This window comes from Peptoniphilus grossensis ph5, assembly GCF_000311825.1.
In the GTDB taxonomy this organism is placed as follows: domain Bacteria; phylum Bacillota; class Clostridia; order Tissierellales; family Peptoniphilaceae; genus Peptoniphilus_A; species Peptoniphilus_A hominis.
On the sequence record NZ_HE978566.1, the window covers coordinates 756,868 to 772,574 of the forward strand.

Genomic DNA, 15,707 nt, shown 5'->3' on the forward strand with positions numbered 1-15,707 from the left:
GCCAAAAAAAAGAGCCCTAAGGCTCTAAATGAAAAATTATTTATAGCACGCGTGTTGCGTTAACAAATCTATCTTGGTAGTATCCTTCAGTAAGGGATGAAGTCATAACTTTTCCTTGTCCAGATGAAGCGTGGATAAATTTTCCATCTCCAACATAGATTCCAACATGACTAACTCCATTGCCTGTTGTGTTAAAGAATACTAGATCTCCCTCTTGCAAATCAGATTTTGAAACTTGTTTTCCAAAAGTTGATTGTGATGCTGAAGATCTTGGAAGTGAAATTCCTAGTTCATTGCAATAAATTGAATAAACAAGACCTGAGCAATCATATCCTTCTTTACCTGTATCTCCATATACATAAGTAGATCCAAGTTTATTTTCTGCAGAAGATATTACTTTAGCAGCTGTTGAAGAATCAGGCGCTGCAACTTTTTTGAATTCTTTTACTTCTTTATATTTTATTACTTCTTGAATTTCTTTTTCATCAGCAGAAAGTAATGCTTTTTCATCAACTTTTACTGCTACTGGTTTTTCTACCTTTAATCCAGAAAGAATATTTAAATCTTTGCCATCTACACTGTAAGATGTTCCCTTATCATCAACGATGAAAAGTCCATTGTCAAAATCAACTACATTTACAGTTTGATTTTTGTTTAAGTTCAATTTTTTTCCATTGTCACTTCTGGCAACAGTGTCCTTCTTTACTTGAACTTCTGTTACATTATTTCTCTTGTCAGCAACTTTTTTAAGTGCACTTCTGCTAACATTACCTATAGTTCCGTCGTTACACTTAATTTTTGCTGTAGTAGTGTCTACTGAAATTCCAACTGCATATTCATCGATAAACAAGCTTCTAATAATTTTTCCATTATCATCTAAGATTGGGCTTGCTTTTACAATTTGATATGTAGGAACATTAACTTCTGTAAGTAAAATTTTTTCTTGTGGAATAGTAACTTTTGCTTTTCCCTTTTGAACATAGTATTCATTGCCCTTATTTTCAAGGATTTCTACTTTTTCGCCAATAGAGAACTCAATTTCATTTCCACTATATGTCCTTTGTACATGTTCGTTAATAAATACTCCCGTATCTTTCATGCCAACTATTGAAACTGCGCATAGTGCAAATAGACCAAGTGGCAATTTATTCTTAAAGGAAACCAATACTAACAACTCCTATACTCTGAATTTTATATTTCTAAAAAAAATTATATGCGTACATTTTTTATTGCTCCTTAAGTATAACAAAGTTATTACAAAAAAACAACAAAAAGTTACAAAATAGTTAAATTAATTTTAACTTCTTTGTAACTTTTGTCTTAATAAATTTTAAATTATGTAGTAAGCAAATCTATAAGCCGCGTTCTGTTTTGTCAACTATCAATCTTGGATTACAGTTACCTATAATCTCTAGCAACCTACCTACCGGCAGATGCGAGCAACATCTGTTATTCCTATTTGGTCTTGCTCCGAATGGGGTTTACATAGCATCATTATCACTAATGATCTGGTGAGCTCTTACCTCGCCTTTCCAACCTTACCCTAGGGCGGTATATTTCTGTTGCACTTGCCTTGGGGTCGCCCCCACTGGCCGTTAGCCAGCATCCCTGCTCTGTGGAGCGCGGACTTTCCTCACATATGTGCAGTTGACCAATTTACTTACTAAAATAGTTTAACACTTAGAGCTTTAAATATCAAGCTCAAAGCTACTTTCTTCTTCTATATAAAAATCTAAATCACTAAACTCTTCACTTAGCCTCTTTTTTATTTTTGGAAGAATAATTTTTTCTGAATAAAAATGTCCTACATCTATTAAAAGAAGGTCCTCTTCATAGGCTCTTTGTCCATCATGGTATTTTACATCTCCTGTAATATAGGCGTCTACGCCAGCATTTTTGGTAGCAGAAATAAAATCAGCACCAGAGCCTCCAAGGATTGCAAGTTTTTTTATCTCTCTTTTATCTCTCCCATAAACTTTTATCTTTTTTACTTCTAATTTTTCTTCTAAAAAGTTTAAAAGTTCTTCCATAGAATAATTTTTTTCAAGTTCGCCAATTAAACCAATGGCTTTTTCTTCTTCATAAGTTAAAATTTCTTTATTCTTTAAATTTAATTTTTCAAAGAGAGTGTCATTTACTCCATCCTCTGCTATGTCCATGGAAGTGTGATAGGAAAAAACTGAAATGTTATTTTTTATTAGGGCAATAATATTGTCTCCCCTATAAGTTCCCTCAATTATGCTTTTCTCCCCGCCAAAAAACATGGGATGATGAGTTATAATTAGCTTTGAATTCATTTCTATTGCCTTCTTAATTAATTTATCAGTGACATCTAAGCCAAGGACAAGGGAATCTGTTTCGCCCTTAAATTCAATTTGACTGCCAGAGTTGTCCCAAGTAAGTTGGAGGTCTTCTCTCGCCCAATTTTCCATGTAATTTTTAATTTCACTTATTTGATATTTCATCTATTGCCTCCTTGGTTCTTATTAATAAACTTTTAAGTTCACCACTTCTCTTTTTTGTCCTGTCACTGTCATTATTAATATTACTTAAAATTTTTTCAAGTTCTCTTTGCCTTTCTCTTAAAAAGTCTAAATAAACTTTGTCCTTTTTCTCCATTAAACTTTTTGAAAAATAAAAATCTACTTCTTCTAATTTTTTTATTTGACCAGAATATCTTGCAAGGATAATTTCAAAGTACCTGTCATCTTCAAAGATTATCTCTTCATCAATTATTTCAAAGCCCATATTGTTTAATTCTCGGCGCAAAATATTTGTCTTTTGCATAGGCTGCAAAATTAATTTTTTTGCAGACTTTGAGATTTCAATTGAATTTAAAATAATTTCTGCAATTTGAATCCCACCAAGTCCTGCAATAATTATGTTGTCACGATTTTCCTTTACAATTCCATTGGCAAGAATATTTCTAATATATTTTTCATTCTCCCTTTCTCTTGTCAGTTCAATTGACTTCTCCAGAGAATTTTTTGAGATATCCGTTGCAATAATATCCCTTGAGATTTTTTTTTCACATAAAAAATTGGGCACATATCCGTGATCTGTGCCCACATCAATTACCGTTGCGCCAAAATCTACAAGTTCTGCAATTTTTTTTAGCCTGTTCGATAATTTTATCATTCTAAATAATCCTTTAATTTCTTTGATCTAGATGGATGACGCAATTTTCTTAGCGCCTTAGCTTCTATTTGTCTAATTCTTTCACGAGTTACATCAAACTCTTTTCCAACTTCTTCAAGAGTTCTTGCCCTTCCATCATCAAGTCCAAACCTTAAAGTTAAAACCTTTTTTTCTCTCTCAGTTAAAGTTTCAAGAACAGAGTTAAGTTGTTCCTTAAGAAGTGTAAAAGTAGCTGCATCTTGAGGTGACAAAATTTCATCATCTGGTATAAAATCTCCAAGATGTGAGTCCTCTTCTTCACCAATTGGAGTCTCAAGAGACACTGGCTCTTGTGCAATTTTTTGAATTTCGCGAACTCTTTCTACATCTAAATTCATTTCAGCAGCGATTTCTTCTGGAAGTGGATCTCGTCCAAGGTCTTGAACAAGTTGTCTTTGAACTCTAACAAGTTTATTAATAGTTTCAACCATGTGCACAGGAATTCTTATAGTCCTAGCTTGGTCTGCAATTGCCCTTGTTATTGCCTGTCTAATCCACCAAGTTGCGTAAGTTGAAAATTTAAAGCCCTTAGTGTAATCAAACTTGTCAACAGCTTTCATAAGGCCAAGGTTTCCCTCTTGAATTAAATCCAAAAAACTCATGCCCCTACCAACATATCTCTTTGCAATGGAAACTACAAGCCTTAAATTGGCTTCAGCAAGTTCTTTTTTCGCTGACTCATCTCCTGCTTCCATTCTCTTTGCAATTTCAACTTCTTCTTCAGCAGTAAGTAGAGAAATTTTTCCAATTTCCTTTAAGTACATCCTGACAGGATCATCTACAGTGACGCCCTTAGGCACTGACAAGTCCTCTTTAGTAACATCAACTTCTTCTTCATCATCATCTTTTAAATCTTTTTTGTCAACTAAATTGATACCTTCCTTTTCAAAGGTCTTGTATAATTCATCTATATCGTCAGAATCAATTTGAAACTTTTCAAAGGCATCACCTATTTCATCATAGCTAAGATTCCCATCTTTTTTGCCATCTTTTAAAAGCTGCTCTGTTATTGATTCAATCGAATCCTTATTTTTTAAATTTTCACTCATAATTGCCCTCCTCTTTCAACTCACTTAACTTTAAATTAATCTCTTTAAGATCCTTTAAAGCATCGAGTAAAAGATTTTTGTCTTCTTCCCCTTGAAGTTTATCAATGTTTTCGAGGATTCTTTCCTTTTCCTTTTGGAGATAATTTCTCTCTAGAGTTTTAATTAACTCATCTACAATTTTTTCATTGACGTGGATATTTTTTATAATTCCTAAAATATTTTCTTTAAAATAAGAATCTATTAGCCTGTTTTTCTCTAATAAATTTAAAAATTCAGAAACTTCCATCTCTTCTTCAAACATTTTAGGTATTTCTTCAAAGCTTGCCCTAGTCATTGCATTGGTAAAATAAAAAACCTGAATTTTATTTTTGATATAATCGTAAATATCATTGTCAAGCAAAGAATATGATAATAATTCCTCTTGTGCTCTAGTTTTTGTACTTTTCACAACATTTGTATTTTTCTTTAGCTTGAACTTTTCTTTTTTCTCACTATTAATTTTATTTCTGTTTAAATAATTTATATAATTTTCAATTGCCTTGTAAGAAATATTATATTTTTTAGAAAATTCTTTTACAAAAATATCTCTCTCAATGGGATTTTTAATGCTAGATAAAATTTTCGCAGATTCAAGAGTAAAATTGCTAAGCCCTTCTGCCTCTTCTAAATTAAAATTTTCCCTCAGTATTTTTATTTTAAAGTCAATATAAGAAATTGCTGACTTGATTTTATTTTCAAAGCCTTCCATTCCATATTTTTTTATAAAGTCGTCGGGGTCTAGTCCACCTTCTAGTTCAATGATTTTAGGCTTGCAAGACTTAGATAAAAATATATCTATTGCCCTTGAAGTCGCGTTAATTCCAGCCTTGTCGCTGTCATAACAGATGTATATATCTTTCGCCATCTTTTTAATAATTGCTGCCTGGTCTTCAGTAAGAGATGTACCAAGGCTTGCTATACTATAATTTATACCACTATTGTATAAAGAAATAACATCCATATAACCTTCAACTAATATTATTCTCTGACGACTGGATTCTCTTGAGATGATATTCATATTAAAGAGGTTGCTTCCCTTGTGAAATATAGGTGTTTCCCTTGAATTTAAATATTTTGGCTTAGCATCTCCAAATCCTCTCGCACCAAAAGCAATTACCTTATTATTTCTATTTATAATTGGAAACATAACCCTGTCGCGAAATCTGTCAATGTAATTCCCATTTTTGCTCTTGGAAATTAAATTCAAATCTAAAAGTTCCTCTTCCTTGTAACCTAATTTAGTCAAGTGGTCATATAAGTCTGTCCAAGAATCTTTAGAATAGCCAAGTCCATAAGCCCTTATTGTCTTATCACTTAGTCCCCTGTCCCTTAAGTACTTTTGCGCCTTTGGTGAGGACGAAAGATTATTTAAAAAGTGCATTGCCGCTTCTCTATTTATGTCATAGAGCCTGTTTCTCTTGTCGCGGGCTTCTTTGTTTTCATCTTTATATTCAGAGAGTCTTACATTATATTTTTCTGCCAAAAATTCTACAGCTTCAGGAAAATTTAAGTTCTCCCTTTTCATAATAAAGGTAATGACATCTCCTCCAACTCCACAGCCAAAACACTTGAAAATAGATTTTGATGGAGAAACAGAAAAGGAAGGAGTCTTTTCAGAATGAAAAGGACAGAGCCCCATATAGTTAGAGCCTGACCTTTTTAAGTCAACATATTCTCCAATTAAATCTACTATATCTGCTCTGTCTCTTATTTCATCAAGAACATTATCATTTATAACATACAATTAAATGCTCCATCCCTTCGGTATAAAAATATTTTTAATTTGTTTCATGGCATAGGTGTCTGTCATTCCTGCAATGTAATCTGAAACAATATCTTCGTCACTGTGAACTCTTCCTTCATAAAGGCTCAAATGATTTTGAGGAATCCTTCTTAAATCTTCCATATAATAATTATAAAGCTCAGTTAATAGTCTCTTTATTTTAATCTCTTCACTTTTGACAACAGGATCCATGTAAACTGTTTTAAACATATACTGCCTAAGCTCCATGGTTGCCTGGTAAATTTCCTTTTCCATTTCAACAATAGGCTTGCCATAGGATTTTTTAACTATGCCAGTAATCATTGTATTTATTCTTTCTGATGAAGTGTGTCCAAGAATATCAGTGAGATCCTTTGGCAGTGAATCAGAAGAAATTATGCCAGCTCTTATGGCATCATCAATGTCATGATTGATGTAGGCAATTCTATCGGCAAACTTTATTATTTTACCTTCAAGGGTCTTTGCCTCGCCAGAGCCAGAGTGATTTAAAATTCCATCACGCACTTCTTCTGTAAGGTTTAATCCAATTCTCTTGTCAGATCTTTCTAAAAAGTCTACGACTTTTAGTGACTGCTCTCCATGAATAAAGCCATCACTTTTTAATTCATTTAAGACAGCTTCGCCAGAGTGGCCAAAGGGAGTGTGCCCCAAGTCATGTCCCAGTGCAATTGCCTCAACTAAATCTTCATTTAACCTAAGTGCCCTGGCTATGGTCCTTCCAATTTGACTGACTTCAAGAGTGTGAGTGAGTCTTGTCCTAAAATGGTCGCCTTCAGGAGAAATAAAGACCTGAGTCTTGTGTTTTAATCTCCTAAAACTTTTTGAGTGAATAATTCTATCCCTATCTCTTTGAAATTCAGTTCTAAGATTACATTTTTCTTCTCTTTCATTTCTTCCTAAAGTTGAATCTGCAAAGGTGGCAAAATCAAAGAGCATTTCGTGTTCAAGTTTTTCTCTCTCAACTCGAAGATTCATCTCATCACATCCTAGATTCCATATGATTAATTATAATTTCTGCAGTTTCTTCAATTGCCTTGTCAGAAACATCTATTACAAAACAGCCAAGCTCTTCCATAACTTGCTTTGAATAATTTAGTTCCTCTCTAATTCTGTCGTAGTTGGCATATTTTGCACCTGAAGTTAGTCCAAGAGACTTAAGTCTTTGTTCTCTTACAGAAATAATTTTTTCAGGATTGGCAATAAGTCCAATTACCCTATCAACATCTTTTTCATAAACTTCCTTAGGCACAGGAACTTCAGGAACTAGCGGAATATTTGCCACTTTATATAATTTATTGGCAAGATACATGGAAAGTGGCGTCTTAGAAGTTCTTGAAATTCCAACAAGACATATGTCAGCCTTCTTTGCACCACGAGGGTCCTTTCCGTCGTCATACTTAACTGCGAACTCAACACATTCAACTTTCTTGAAATAATTTTCATCAAGTCTTCTTATTAGTCCAGGTTCTCTAAGAGGTTCATAACCTAAAATATCTTGAATTTGACGCATAGGTTCACCCATGACATCAACTGTGTGAAGTTTTAGCTCGTGAGTTTTTCTTTCAATAAATTCTCTAGTTTCCTTTACTACGTTTGTGTAAACTATTAAACTATTTTGAATTTTTGAAGCTTTTTCGAGAACTGGCTTAATTTGGTCAATGCTGTTGTGATAAGGATATCTAATAATTTCATAGTTTTCTGACTCAAATTGTCTAGCTGAACTTTTTGCAATTAATTCACCAGTTTCTCCAATTGAATCGGAGATGACAAAAATAGTAAGTTGTTTATCGTCTTTATTCATTTCTCCTCCTAGATAATCTCGCCGTCACAGACATCTACAAAAAGTCGTGTTACATTAGTCTTTGTAAATCTGCCAACCACTTCGAGATCTTTATTATTTTTAACTTCCACAACGGGAAGAGAATCTATTCCCTTTGATACAATTAAATTTGCAGCCTTATAGACAGTGTCGTCAATGTCAACATAAAAAACATTGGGCATTCTAGTCATAATAACACTTATGGGAGTCTTCTTTATGTCGGCATCACCAATCATAAATCTAATCAAATCTTTTCTTGATACAATACCAGCAAGATAACCCCCATCGGTTATAAACATAGAAGACAGGTCCTCCATAAAGAGACCCACTACTACATCATAGACGGAAGTTTTTTGGTCGCAAGAAAAGGGCAGGGACATATAATCCCTAAGTTTTAATTTTTTTAAATCATCGGAAAGCTGTGAAAGAATAGATTTTCCTGTATAAAAGTATCCAAACTTTGGTCTAGCTCCCAAAATATTGATCATAGTGAGAACTGAAAGGTCTGATCTAATAGTCGCTCTTGACAAACCTAGTTTTTCTGCAATTTCATCGCCTGTAATGGGACCTTCATCTCTTACAATTTCAATAATTTCAGTTTGTCTTTCGCTAAATTTCATTTGCTCACCGACCTATTCTACTATATTTTCGATTTTTAATATTTTTTGAATATTTTCCTCAATGCTATTTATAAGTGCAAGTCTATTGTGTCTTATGTTTTCATCTTCTGCCATTACCATTACACTGTCAAAGAAAGCGTCAATAGAAGGAACTAAGTCATTTAGTGCATCCATGGCATCCTTGTAATTTTCAGAAGAAAGCCCTTCCTTAAATTTCTTGTCATTTTCTACAAATTTATTGTAAAGATTTTTTTCTGCATCTTCTTTTAGAAGTTCTTCATCTATTTCTGTGAAATTAATATCTTTTGTCAAGTTGTTAATTCTATTGTAGGCGTCAACAAAGTTTGTCCTATCATCTTTAAACCATTCATTTAATTCCTTAGCTTTTTCAAATATATTGTAAATTTCACTTTCAGGAATTAAAACTGCATCAATAATATCGTATCTAATGCCTTCTTCTTGAAGCATTGTCTTAATTCTTCCAAAGAAAAATTCTCTTATGTTGGCAATAACTTCTTCATGGTCAAAAGTTAGACCTAAATCATTGATGTATTCATATAAACTTGTTTCTATTACTTCATTTAAGTTAAATTTCCAGCCAGTTTTTCTTATTATATTAATTATTCCAATTGCAGATCTTCTTAGGGCAAAGGGATCTGTAGAACCTGTAGGGATTTCTCCAATGGCAAAAAGCCCAACTATTGTGTCAATTTTATCTGCAAGAGAGAAGATTGAACCCACACTGGATTTTGGAAGAGCATCGCCTGCAAATTTTGGAAGATATTGTTCCCTAATTGCTGTTGCCACAATTTCCTTTTCTCCAGATTTAAGGGCATAAATTTCTCCCATTACACCTTGAAGTTCAGTAAATTCAATTACCATTTTTGTAGTTAAGTCAGCCTTTGAAAGATGAGCTACCCTATCAATAGCTTCAATTGCTTCATCGGCAAAGGAAAGTGACTTGGCAATTTTCTTTGCCACAACGCCATCTCTCTTTTCTTTTTCAAGCATAGAGCCTAATTTGTCGTGGAATAAAACTCCCTTTAGGTTTTCTACATAGTCTTCAAGAGGTTTTGAAATGTCATCTTCATAGAAGAACTTAGCGTCTTCAAGTCTTGCTCCAAGAACTTTTTCGTTGCCTGCAATTACAATGTCTTCGTAGTCTCTTGTACCATTTCTAACTGTAATAAAGTAAGGAAGAAGTTCACCATCTTGTGAATAAATTGGAGTAAATCTCAAGTGGTCAATCATTGTTGTAGTTACAACTTCCTTTGGAAGAGTCAAGTATTTTTCCTTGATGCTTCCCTTAATTGGAGATGGATATTCAACAATGTAAGTTAATTCTTCAAGCAAATCTTCATTTTCGTGAATTTCACCACCAAGAGCTTTTGCAATTTTTGTTGATTCATATTTAATAAGGTCGCGTCTCTTATTTTGGTCTAAAATTACATAATTTTCTTCAAGCAATTTTTCATAATTGTTAACTTGGTCAATAATAATTTCTGAAGAACCTAAAAATCTGTGACCCTTAGTTTTATTTCCAACAGGAATGCCTTCAAAGTCAAATTCAACTACTTGGTCATTTAAAAGTGACACTACCCATCTAATTGGTCTGGCAAATCTAATATTTTTGCCGCCCCAACGCATATTTTTAGGGAAATTAATGTCCTTAATAAGTGAAGGCATAATTTCTGCTAAAATTTCAGATGATTTTCTGCCTATTGAGGAAATATTTGCAAAAACATAATCTGTTCCCTTTAATTCTTTTATTATTAAGTCATCTTCACTAATATTTTGTGACTTCATAAAACCTAAAAGAGGTTTCGTTGGTTTTTTGTCATCATCATAAGCAATCTTAAGAGAAGGTCCCTTAACTTCCTTTTGAATGTCCTTTTGTTTTTCGTCAAGACCTTCAACAATAAGGCTAAGTCTTCTTGGCGTTGCATAAACTTTTACATTTTCAAAACCAATTTCATTTTCAGTCAATAATTTTTTAGATTTTTCATTAAGCTGCTCAATTGCCATGTTGACAAATCTTGAAGGCAACTCTTCCACACCGATTTCAAGTAAATAATTATTCATTTATTTCACCTCTGTTGATAAGGGGATAGTTCATTTCTTCTCTATGTTTTAAATGTGTCTTTGCCACTACTCTTGCAAGATTTCTAACCCTTTGAATATAACTTGTTCTTTCAGAAACAGAAAGAGCTCCTCTTGCATCTAGTAAGTTAAAGGCATGAGAACATTTTAATGTGTAGTCGTAAGCATCGATTACTATGCCATCTTCTATGACTCTATTAGCTTCGGCTTCATACATATCAAATAATTTTCTAAGCATATCTACATCGGCAAGTTCAAAGGCATATTTTGAATGTTCGTATTCATTTTTCTTAAATACTTCACCATAAGTTATATTTTCGTTGTACTGAATATCGTAAACGGATTCAACATTTTGAAGATACATGGCAATTCTTTCAAGTCCATAAGTAAGCTCTGCACTTTCAAGGTCTAGGTTAACGCCGCCAACTTGTTGGAAGTAAGTAAATTGTGTAACTTCCATCCCATCAAGCCAAACTTCCCAACCAAGTCCCCATGCACCAAGTGTAGGAGATTCCCAGTTGTCTTCAACGAACCTAATGTCGTGTTTCTTTGGGTCAATTCCTATTGCAAAAAGTGAATCAAGGTATAATTGTTGCACATCTTCTGGAGATGGTTTTAAGATAACTTGCAATTGATGATGTTGGTAAAGTCTATTTGGGTTTTCACCATATCTACCGTCAGCAGGTCTTCTTGAAGGTTCAACATAAACTACCTTCCACTCTTCAGGACCAAGAGACCTCAAGAAAGTGTTGGGATTCATTGTTCCTGCACCCTTTTCAGTGTCGTAAGGTTGCATAATAATTGCTCCCTTTTCCTTCCAATAATTTTCCAATGTCATAATTAAATCTTGGAAATACATTTTTTCCTCCTTAATTAAACAGCTTATCTGACTTAAAACTGCTTATATCTAAATTGTATTTTATATATTTTAAAATAATATTGTGCAAATATTTTTTCCTATTTACATCAAGTTCTTTGATTTCTTCAATATTTTCTAACTCTTCAAGCTTGCCATAGAGAATTTTATTTAAGTAAAGTAAGTCTCTTCTCGATAGAGAAAAGGAATAGGGATCTTGAAAGTCAATTATTCCCTCTCTTATGGAAAAGTAGGCTTTTTCTTTGGCTTCAAGTTTTGGCCTGTAACCTATAAAGGAAAGATACTTAAGCTCAAAGGCAAGTGCTAGGGAAATAGGGTCCTTGCTTGAGTTGAAAAAGCTCAGAGTCTTTCTCATGAGATCAAAAACTTTTTTATTTGCCTCTCCTCCAAGTGAGGATTTTTCTAAAATCTCAAGAAGGAGTGATGCATAAATTAAATTGTCATAACTTTCTCTAATTTTAAAGTTAGATTCTACAATTTTTGCATCGCCAATATAGTAAAAGTTTTGTCCCTTTTTTAAAAGATATTCATTTAGGCCAAAAACTTGTGATACACTTAAATTTTTGGACCTTGGCGTCATGGCTCCCTTTACCATAATGGAAATTTTCCCATAATTTCTAGTAAATACTCTAATAATTTTTGAGCTTTCGCCAAATTCCATTTCATTTAAGACAATACCCAAGGTGTAATTATTTGTCGTAGCCAAATCTCTTTACCAAATTGTCTCTTTCTCTCCAATTTTTTTCAACTTTAACCCAGATTTGTAAATTTACCTTGGCATCCAAAAGTCTTTCGGCATCTTCTCTAGCCTCAGTGCCAATCCTCTTTAGCATGGAGCCACCTTTGCCAATTAAAATTCCCTTGTGAGAATCCCTTTCCACATAAATATTTGCCTCTATGTCGTAGATGTTTTTGTCTTCTCTCTTTTTGAATTTTTCAATTGATATGGCAAGTCCATGAGGAACTTCTTCGTTTAAATATCTAAGGCCCTTTTCTCTAATAATTTCAGCTACGATAAATCTTTCATTTTTATCTGTAATCATGTCCTCTGGATAGTACATTGGACCAGGCTTTAAGTATTTCTTTAGAGTTTCAATATAAATGTCAACGCCATCATTTTTCATGGCAGAAATTGGAATAATTTCATTAAAAATTCCTTCATCAGCATACATGGAAATTATTTCAAGAAGTTCATCTTTTTTTATAGTGTCAACCTTATTTATAAGTAAAATTATTGGCAATTTGCCTTGGTATTCCTTTAGAATGTCTATTATTGACCTTTCAGCTTTTCCAATTTTCTTTGATGTGTCAACGATGTAAGTTATCACATCAGCTTCATCAATACTTTCCTTTGATTCAGTTAACATAAATTCGCCAAGTTTATTTTTTGGTCTTTGAATGCCTGGCGTGTCTAAAAATATGATTTGTGAATCATCATCAGTGTGAATAAAAGTAATATTTTGTCTTGTTGTCTGTGGTTTTGAAGATATTGCTGAAATTTTTTCACCTATTATTGCATTTAGTAAAGTAGATTTACCAACATTAGGTCTTCCAACTACAGATACATAGCCCGATTTAAAATTATTTTCCGTCATTTTCATCTCCCATTAGGTCCTCTGGACCAAAGGAATGAGGTAAAATTTCCTCCATTCCATAAATTTTATAATCTTCAGTAGAATTTGCAATTATTATTTCAGGATTTTTTGAAAATTCACGAATAACTTGTCTGCAGACTCCACAAGGAAAAGTGTAATCACTGTCCCCAACTATGGCAATTTTTTTAATTTCTCTCTTGCCTTCAGATACTGCCTTAAAAATGGCTGTCCTCTCTGCACAGTTCGTTGGAGAATAAGATGCTATTTCAATATTGCCACCAGTATAAACTGATCCATCTTCCATCTCCACTGCACAGCCCACATTAAAGTGTGAGTAAGGCGTATATGTCATATTGTCTCTTGCCTTTATTGCAAGTTCAATTAATTTATTATATTCCATTTAACCAACTACCTTAAATACAAATATTGCAACACATACTCCAAGGATTGCCCCCACAACAACTTCAGAAACCTTGTGGATTTTTCCTTCCACGCGACTTTCTGCAACTAAAAAGGCAAGTCCAAAGGAGCAAAGTGTTACAAGGGAATTTTCTGCTATCATCGTTATAATTGTTGCTGCACAAAAGGATATTGCAGAGTGACCGCTAAGCCCTCCACCTTGAAAATATGTACCACCACTTTTTTTCGCCATTAAAAGTTTCGCCCCAACTGTGGCAATAATTATTATTAGTAAGGACACAAAAGCCAGGTGATTTGGCATGTTTTTTATCTTAAATAAGAGTAAATCTCCAAAGGATGCAAATTTGTCATAAAACACTAAATAGGCAACTACTATTGCATTTATTGCAGTGATTAAAACTGCTCCAGCCGATACATCCTTTACATATTTTGCAATAGGATTGTACTCTTGAACAACTAAGTCAATTGTCCTTTCTATTGCCGTATTAATCATCTCTGCAAAAACTACAAGAGTTATAGCAAAGAGCATCAACAAAAATTCTGTAGATGAAATGTCAAAAAAAAGAGATAAAATAATTATTCCAAGAGCTGCAAGGTAATGAAACTTCATGTTTCTCTCTGTCTTTAAGACAGAAATAATCCCCTGGACTGCATAATTAAATGAAGATATAAATCGTCCTTTTTTCATAAAATCACCTGTATATAGAAAGCTCCTTCATTGCAAGCTTTTCTCTCTCTCTCATTTCTCTCTTGTCCTCATCTTCCATGTGGTCGTAACCTAAAAGATGAAGGATGCTGTGAACTGTCAAATAAGATAGTTCTCTCTCATTAGAGTGTCCAAGTTCTTCTGCTTGCTCCATGACTCTTCTTGTATTTATTATAACATCTCCGAGAATTCTGCTCACTATAATAAATTCATCATCCATGGGAAAAGATAGTACATCTGTGCTTTTATCCACTCCCCTGTAGTCTCTATTTAAGTCCCTAATCTCTTCATCGCCAACAAAGGACACTGAAACTTCAACATTTTCATCGAGATTTTCAACCTTTAAGACTGCAGCAATGGATTTTTCAATTAAATTTTTTATTTCATCAGTAATTTTTATATCATCTTGTCTGTCGTCGTAATAAACTTCCATTATTTTTCCCAACTTTTTGACTTTTTAGCCTTTATTACTTCTGCTGCCTTTTCATTAGTCTTTTCGTATTTTTCGTAGGCATCAATAATTCTTTGAACTAGAGGATGTCTTACAATGTCATTTTTATTTAAATAAGTTATGCCAATTCCCTTAACTCCAGCAAGGATTCTAAGAACAGTTTTAAGTCCTGATTGTTTGCCACGAGGAAGGTCTATTTGAGTGACATCACCTGTTATTATTGCCTTAGAGCCGTAACCAAGACGAGTCAAGAACATCTTCATCTGCTCGTTAGTTGTATTTTGAGCTTCGTCGAGAATTACAAAGGCAGAGTCAAGGGTCCTACCTCTCATATAAGCAAGAGGAGCAACTTCAATTAGTCCCTTTTCAAATAAATTGTTGTAGGTATCGTGTCCAAGTATTTCAAAGAGAGCATCATAAAGTGGTCTCAAATAGGGATCAACTTTATTTTGCAAATCTCCTGGCAAAAATCCTAAATTTTCTCCAGCTTCAACAGCAGGCCTTGTTAAGATAATTCTATTAACTTCCTTTGACTTAAAGGCGCGAACTGCTGCCGCCATGGCAAGATAAGTTTTACCAGTACCTGCAGGTCCAATTCCAAATACAATGTCGTTGTTATTTATAGCGTCAATATATCTCTTTTGACCAAGTGTCTTCGCCCTTATGGGCTTACCCATAGAAGTGTAAACTACAGTGTCCTTTAAAAGTTCAGAAACTGGTCTCTTCTCATTGTTTTTAATTAGAGAAATAGAATATCTAACATCAGAAAGACTTAAGCTATCTTGTTTTCTTGCAGTTTCAATTAAATTTTTTAGTAAAAGTGTGGCATCCTCAACTTTTTCTTCATCGCCACAAATTAAAACCTTGTCATTTTTTGACTTAATAGATACATCTAATTCCTTCTCAATGAGACCAATGTTTTCGTCTAATTTGCCAAAGACAATTGACAATAAATTTATATCATTAATATCAATGGAACTTTCCACTTTTGCCAAATATATACCCCCTTAAACTAGACTATTATAATACCACAAAAAGGCTTACTTTTCCATAGATTATGAAAAGCAAGCC

The 15,707-nt window shown here is 33.5% G+C and carries 16 protein-coding genes and 1 other RNA gene; all 17 read right to left on the reverse strand.

The genetic code is table 11. The features are described 5' to 3' along the window. Window positions 1-40 precede the first annotated feature (40 nt). Complete coding sequence (locus HGPG_RS03590; RefSeq protein ID WP_019124696.1) at window positions 41-1,165, reverse strand: C40 family peptidase; 1,125 nt, start codon at window positions 1,163-1,165, stop codon at window positions 41-43. A gap of 174 nt (window positions 1,166-1,339) precedes the next feature. Next, an RNA gene (gene rnpB / locus HGPG_RS09955) (RNase P RNA component class A) lies at window positions 1,340-1,663 on the reverse strand. Between the two features lie 25 nt (window positions 1,664-1,688). Beyond that, the gene (locus tag HGPG_RS03595; RefSeq protein WP_019124697.1) at window positions 1,689-2,465 is read right to left on the reverse strand and encodes a Nif3-like dinuclear metal center hexameric protein; all 777 of its coding nucleotides are present in this window, start codon (window positions 2,463-2,465) and stop codon (window positions 1,689-1,691) included. Next, window positions 2,446-3,138 carry a tRNA (adenine(22)-N(1))-methyltransferase gene (locus tag HGPG_RS03600; RefSeq protein ID WP_019124698.1) on the reverse strand — a complete coding sequence of 231 codons (693 nt, stop codon included), beginning with the start codon at window positions 3,136-3,138 and terminating at the stop codon, window positions 2,446-2,448. Before HGPG_RS03600 ends, HGPG_RS03595 begins: the two co-directional genes overlap by 20 nt. Beyond that, window positions 3,135-4,226, reverse strand: coding sequence for an RNA polymerase sigma factor RpoD (gene rpoD / locus HGPG_RS03605; protein ID WP_019124699.1), 1,092 nt, complete (start codon window positions 4,224-4,226; stop codon window positions 3,135-3,137). The genes HGPG_RS03600 and rpoD overlap by 4 nt, the downstream gene beginning before the upstream one ends. Continuing rightward, window positions 4,219-6,009 (reverse strand): DNA primase, encoded by a 1,791-nt coding sequence (dnaG, locus tag HGPG_RS03610; RefSeq protein WP_019124700.1) that lies wholly within the window; start codon window positions 6,007-6,009, stop codon window positions 4,219-4,221. Before dnaG ends, rpoD begins: the two co-directional genes overlap by 8 nt. After that, window positions 6,010-7,023, reverse strand: a complete 1,014-nt coding sequence (locus HGPG_RS03615) for a deoxyguanosinetriphosphate triphosphohydrolase (RefSeq protein ID WP_019124701.1) — start codon at window positions 7,021-7,023, stop codon at window positions 6,010-6,012. A gap of 4 nt (window positions 7,024-7,027) precedes the next feature. Beyond that, window positions 7,028-7,849, reverse strand: a complete 822-nt coding sequence (locus HGPG_RS03620; protein WP_019124702.1) for a pyruvate, water dikinase regulatory protein — start codon at window positions 7,847-7,849, stop codon at window positions 7,028-7,030. An 8-nt stretch (window positions 7,850-7,857) separates the two neighbouring features. After that, entirely contained in the window at window positions 7,858-8,487 is a 630-nt protein-coding gene (gene ccpN / locus HGPG_RS03625) for a transcriptional regulator CcpN (protein WP_019124703.1), read from the reverse strand. A 12-nt stretch (window positions 8,488-8,499) separates the two neighbouring features. Further along, entirely contained in the window at window positions 8,500-10,569 is a 2,070-nt protein-coding gene (gene glyS, locus HGPG_RS03630; protein ID WP_019124704.1) for a glycine--tRNA ligase subunit beta, read from the reverse strand. Continuing rightward, window positions 10,562-11,446, reverse strand: coding sequence for a glycine--tRNA ligase subunit alpha (locus HGPG_RS03635; RefSeq protein ID WP_019124705.1), 885 nt, complete (start codon window positions 11,444-11,446; stop codon window positions 10,562-10,564). The genes glyS and HGPG_RS03635 overlap by 8 nt, the downstream gene beginning before the upstream one ends. Window positions 11,447-11,456: 10 nt before the next feature. Beyond that, window positions 11,457-12,170, reverse strand: coding sequence for a DNA repair protein RecO (gene recO / locus HGPG_RS03640; protein WP_019124706.1), 714 nt, complete (start codon window positions 12,168-12,170; stop codon window positions 11,457-11,459). Beyond that, complete coding sequence (gene era, locus HGPG_RS03645) at window positions 12,154-13,059, reverse strand: GTPase Era (RefSeq protein ID WP_019124707.1); 906 nt, start codon at window positions 13,057-13,059, stop codon at window positions 12,154-12,156. The genes recO and era overlap by 17 nt, the downstream gene beginning before the upstream one ends. After that, window positions 13,046-13,459: a cytidine deaminase gene (locus HGPG_RS03650; RefSeq protein WP_019124708.1), complete on the reverse strand. Its 414-nt coding sequence runs from the start codon at window positions 13,457-13,459 to the stop codon at window positions 13,046-13,048. Before HGPG_RS03650 ends, era begins: the two co-directional genes overlap by 14 nt. After that, window positions 13,460-14,167, reverse strand: coding sequence for a diacylglycerol kinase (locus HGPG_RS03655; protein ID WP_019124709.1), 708 nt, complete (start codon window positions 14,165-14,167; stop codon window positions 13,460-13,462). Between the two features lie 4 nt (window positions 14,168-14,171). Beyond that, the gene (gene ybeY, locus HGPG_RS03660) at window positions 14,172-14,618 is read right to left on the reverse strand and encodes an rRNA maturation RNase YbeY (protein WP_019124710.1); all 447 of its coding nucleotides are present in this window, start codon (window positions 14,616-14,618) and stop codon (window positions 14,172-14,174) included. Next, the gene (locus HGPG_RS03665) at window positions 14,618-15,631 is read right to left on the reverse strand and encodes a PhoH family protein (RefSeq protein WP_019124711.1); all 1,014 of its coding nucleotides are present in this window, start codon (window positions 15,629-15,631) and stop codon (window positions 14,618-14,620) included. Before HGPG_RS03665 ends, ybeY begins: the two co-directional genes overlap by 1 nt. Between the last annotated feature and the right edge of the window lie 76 nt (window positions 15,632-15,707).